The organism is Haloarcula sediminis (assembly GCF_035656455.1).
GTDB lineage: Archaea > Halobacteriota > Halobacteria > Halobacteriales > Haloarculaceae > Haloarcula > Haloarcula sediminis.
This window is the reverse complement of record NZ_JAYMGA010000020.1, coordinates 1-4,818: the sequence shown is the minus strand read 5'-3', so window position 1 is coordinate 4,818 and position 4,818 is coordinate 1. Positions and strand designations below refer to the sequence as shown.

General features: G+C 56.3%; 3 protein-coding genes, 1 rRNA gene and 1 pseudogene. 1 reads left to right on the top strand and 4 read right to left on the bottom strand.

Going from position 1 to position 4,818, the window contains the following annotated elements:
• Nucleotides 1-66: 66 nt before the first annotated feature.
• The 4 genes and pseudogenes from VJ162_RS18385 to VJ162_RS18365 all read right to left on the bottom strand — a co-directional run bounded on the left by VJ162_RS18385 (nt 67) and on the right by VJ162_RS18365 (nt 3,694).
• Nucleotides 67-546, bottom strand: coding sequence for a winged helix-turn-helix domain-containing protein (locus tag VJ162_RS18385; RefSeq protein ID WP_324666282.1), 480 nt, complete (start codon nt 544-546; stop codon nt 67-69).
• Between the two features lie 38 nt (nt 547-584).
• Nucleotides 585-1,723: pseudogene (locus VJ162_RS18375) on the bottom strand (ABC transporter permease).
• On the bottom strand, nt 1,720-2,385 hold the full coding sequence (locus VJ162_RS18370; protein WP_324666279.1) for an ABC transporter ATP-binding protein: 666 nt from the start codon (nt 2,383-2,385) through the stop codon (nt 1,720-1,722). The pseudogene VJ162_RS18375 and the gene VJ162_RS18370 overlap by 4 nt, the downstream one beginning before the upstream one ends.
• On the bottom strand, nt 2,372-3,694 hold the full coding sequence (locus VJ162_RS18365; protein WP_324666278.1) for a COG1361 family protein: 1,323 nt from the start codon (nt 3,692-3,694) through the stop codon (nt 2,372-2,374). The genes VJ162_RS18370 and VJ162_RS18365 overlap by 14 nt, the downstream gene beginning before the upstream one ends.
• Before the next feature lie 1,054 nt (nt 3,695-4,748).
• Between VJ162_RS18365 and VJ162_RS18360 the strand changes: the two genes are divergently transcribed.
• Nucleotides 4,749-4,818, top strand: a 16S ribosomal RNA gene (locus VJ162_RS18360); the annotation flags it as partial.

The following is a 4,818-nucleotide window of genomic DNA, read 5'->3' as shown; positions in this document are numbered from 1 at the left end:
TTTAGCGACCGTAACACGAGTGAAGAGACGGATTTCGGATGTCAAACCAATCTGTCTCTTCGCTTTCTACCGAGATAACGCAGTCGTAGCTGTTGCGTCTAGCGAAACTACAGTGCCGACTGTTACTAAACGATTTGCCGGTGCAAAGGGGTCGGCTCGCGATGCAGAAGTAATCTCCGTTCCAAACAGTTTGTCGAGCTCAATATCATGTTGCTCTTGAGAGAGACATGATAGGAACGGGTCAAGCGAAATAGCGAGCTCCAACTGTTCGCTAAACTTATTTATGCCCGTAATAGCTGCATCGCCCAGGACTGTTGTTCGATACTCGTTAGCCAGTGTTGATGTAACTAAGTCCCCGTCAACTAACTGTTTGATGTTGTGCCGGACAGTCGTTCTGGGGATAGAGAGATCATCAGCAAGATCCCGAAGGTCTTTTGTTGATTCCGAGACGCTCCGCAAAATCCGGATACGGCACTCAGTACCAGCAATACATTGGAGAGTCTCCTCAGTGCTTGTCGTTTCGACTTTGTGATTATTGTCGCTCATGGATCTGATTGGTGTTAGTTGATAATCTGTGTGAGTTCTTAGCTTCGAAGCGCTTCCACTGGTTCCTCGCTTGCGGCCTTCCACGCGGGGTAGAGTCCGCTGACGACACTTGCAAGCACGCCGAAGGCAAACGCCAGCAGGATGTACCCGATACTCTCGGGCTGGACTACGGCCAGTGCATCGTCGAGCACGAGGTGATTGATCAGGAGACCGGCCCCGAGCGAAAGGACGATACCGACAAGTCCGCCGAAGATACCGAGCAACAACGCCTCGGCAAGCATCACGCGCAGTACGTCGCGCCTCTGGAAGCCGACGGCCCGAAGGACACCGATCTCCTCCCGCCGCTCGACAGTCGACATCAACATCACGTTGAGGATAGAGATGGCGGCCACCAGTAGCGAGATAGACCCGATACCCAGCAGGAACAGGTTGAGCGCGTCGAAGACGCCGCGTATCTGGTCGACGAACGACGACAGCTCCTGGACGGTAACTCGCTTTTGTCGCTCGTTGAGTGACGCCCTGATGGCGACCGCAGTGTCGTTTGCCGTTTCCCCGTTCGTCTCGCTGACGACGACCTGGTCGTAGCTCCCCGCGAAGCTCGCCTGCGGGGCGACGATACTGTCTGCGGGATCGAGAAGATGCCCGACCCAGCGGAGGTGATGACGGCCTTGACGCGCTCCTGAGACCCGTTAATCGTTATCGTCGACCCCGGACTGAGGTCGTGTTCCTCCGCGACCGATTCGCCAATCAGGACTCCACTACGGAGTGGATCCGGCATTCTGCCCTCCGACGCGTCGTATATCCGGCCCGGCTGCTCAACACCGAGGAGGACCTGTCGGCGGGTCGCGCCATCGCCGAAGTCGACCGGTTCGACGCGTTGTTTCATCGGCGTCACCGTCGCCGTCGACGAAGTACGCCGAATCTGCTGGATGTCACGGTTGGTCAGTTCGGTGACGCCGTTCTCGTTCGACGGCGAGACAATCACCTGATTGCCGATGTCGCCGAGGTTACCGGTGACAGATGCTTTGAGCGTCACGCCGAAGACGCCGAGCGAAGCGATGGCGACGACACCGATGATGATGCCGAGCGTGGCGAGCATGGACCGTATTTTCGTCCGCGAGAGGTTCCGATACGCCATCTTCAGCGACGGGAATCGGGTGGCGATGCGCCCTCTCATCGGACGACCTCGCCGTCGATGAGTTCGACTGTGCGGTCGACATACTCGTTGACCAATTCGTCATGGGTGACTGCGAGCACTGCCACGTCGTGGTCCTCAGTCACGCGGACAAATTCATCCAGTATCTGGCGACCGGTCTCACGGTCGAGGTTGCCCGTCGGTTCGTCCGCGAGCACGATGTCCGGTCGATTGATGAGCGAACGGGCGATGGCGACGCGCTGTTTCTGTCCGCCGGAGAGCTCGTTTGGCCGGTGGCTCAGTCGGTCACTGAGATCCACCCGTGCGAGGAGGGACTCCGCCCTGTCCCGAATATCCGCGCCGTCGTCGAAAATCCGCGGGACGGTGACGTTCTCCGTCGCGGTCAGCGTTGGAATGAGGTAGTAATGCTGGAAAACAAAGCCGATGGTCTGTTTTCGGAACGCTGTCCGCTCTGTATCCGACAGCCCCTCAGTCGAGCAACCATCGAGCCGTAGATTGCCAGCTGTCGGTGTATCGAGCAGGCCGAGAATATTGAGGAGCGTTGTCTTGCCGCTTCCGCTTGGTCCCATTATCGAGACAAACTCACCCGAGTCGAGCGCAAAGTCGACGTCATCGAGTGCTGTTACCGTTTCTCCGCCGGTCTCGTATTCTTTGACCAGTCCGTCAGCGTCAACTGCCGTCACGGCTCGACCTCCACCCGATGACGATTATCGCACCCACGGCGATTATAATGAGCCCGCCGATGCCGAGCACGACGCTACTTTCCATACTGCTTTCCGAACAAAACTGTTGTGCTGTCGTGTTCGTTCCCTCGATTTCGGCATCGAACTCGTGCTCGGCTCGATCCCCGTCAAGGGAGTACGAGACCGTGAGCGGCACCGTCGACACGTTACCCGTTGTCCGCGCGTACACGTCGAATGAAACGAAGTCACTCGACGGAACGGTACCGACGAAATACTCCTTATTGGGGTGTGCAGGATCCACCCGCTCCGTGTTTTGGACGCTGACGATAACCGACTCGGCGGCACTCATCCCTACGTTGCTTGCGCTTCCCGAAATACGCACCCTGCCGTTTTCCCGTGTCACATCTAACCCGGTGAGTGTTATACTGCCAGCGTTCGAACGCATCTCAGCTGTCGTATTCGCACTTCGCTCAATGTCGCCAATACTATACTCGGCAGTGACTCGGGCCGTCGCGGGCGGCTGGGCGACTGTCGAATTGAGCCGGACTTGGCGCGATTCACCGGGTGGCACGGATGACACGATAGACTCGTCGAACGTCGCGTTATTCGATGTCGCAGAGAGCACAACGTTTTGAATCGGTTGCTCCATCGGATTGATGATATCCACCACGAGCGCCTGTTCCGGTCCGCTTCCAACTGCCGACGCGGTTACCTTGGCCCCCTCGCCGAGCGGGCTAGCCTGTATCGTGGTAGACCGGTTCACCGTCCGCCGGGCACTTTCATCAACTGTATAATTCACCGTCGCAGCCAACTCGTGTAGTCCGGCCGATCGGGCTCGAAATCTGATTGGGACCGTTGCCGTCTCTCCCGGCGAGAGTGAGGCGATAATGCCGAGATTATCAACCAGCTTAACGTCTGTCCCGCTGACTTTGACCTCGATATTGGTAAGCTCCGATTCGAGCCCATTTGCAATTTCGACAGTACCGTCAGTAGTAATCCCTTCGACGGCGTCGTCAGCGCGGATATCAACCCTTGGGTCGCGGTCCCGGACGGTAAACGAGACCGGATGTTCCACTTGGGTTGTCTCACTTGGTTTCCCTACAGGGTGGCCGTAAACGATAACCCTGAGATTTTTCGTCCCCGGAGACTCGACCCGAGTCGTCAGCGACACTTCGAGCGAAGATCCGGGGGAGAGTGTCCCGAAATTGGCTACTCGATTGTATTCTTTGATCCCCTCAGTATCGCCGGCCGCCCGAACAGCGATACCTTCAATTTCCAAGGGTGACTGACTGCTCTGCAGATTCGTCACTACTGGCGTCAGTGTGACCGTCTCACCGGGTGCGGGTGCAGACGGTGAGATGGTTACGCTGGACACGGCTACGTTAGTACCGACAGCTGAGACAGCCAGTGGGGTAGCCATGAGAGCTACTGCTACTGTAAGCAATAGGGAAACCCGGTCTATCATTATTATGGTACCACTACTAACTAGTATTTACTCCTAACAATTTAAGATAAACCGCTCGATTAGATATTTACGCTAAGTCTACAGATCACAAAAACCAGCTCTATCAAACAGTGGCGGATAACTGGCTAAAATTGGGTTGAGCCGGATTCTTGGTGTTATAAGCCTCTCGGGTAGTGCCCTGTATCCCGCTCGTGGCCTCAATTATAGGACCTGCTGGCAGCGCCTGGGAAACTCCAGACAACCAGTCTTGGGAGCGTCGTGCTCAGAGCAGTGGTGCACGGAATCGCATATCCTTCTGCATAGCGTACACTAGCTGCTCCATCAGACGTTGTTATCTCACTCATGAAACTGCAGTTATTGGTGTCTCGTAGTCTGAAACTCCTTCTGTATCTTCAACGGGTGACGCGGCTGGGGCCCGTTCAAAATGGACAGTGGTGTCGCTGGCCCAAGACTGCAGTGAATGTCCTGTACCCCCGTGTTTACATCACAGAGATTGGGGAGATATGTCGGGCAATCAGATATTGCCTACTCGTCGCATGTGTGCCATGTGGGTCCGGAACAGGGCGCCTCTGAGTCCGTCCATTTATATACTCCCCTCCCATCGAATATGATGCGAAGGTCGCCCCGGGCAGCGTGCTCGGGCCGACGGCTCGACGACCCACCTGGGTTGTCGGGTGTTCGCTCAGAGCGGACGGCCAACGGGCTTTCCGCTCGCACCATGAGGATTCCACCCCTGCGGTCCGCCGTCAAGATGGAATCTGATGTGAGCCCACGGACCCATGCAGTAGTTAACATCGATATAGGAATCGATGTGTGATACTGACAGCTGTAACGAACAGCAGACAGTGTTAGCTTCCGACGGAGTGCAACCACTTCCGCCGCTGATGTATATCAGCACATTCCGGTTGATCCTGCCGGAGGCCATTGCTATCGGAGTCCGATTTAGCCATGCTAGTCGCACGAACTTA

Excerpts from the sequence above, each read along its gene's own strand:
- VJ162_RS18385 (WP_324666282.1), bottom strand. The coding sequence starts at position 546 with ATGAGCGACAATAATCACAAAGTCGAAACGACAAGCACTGAGGAGACT.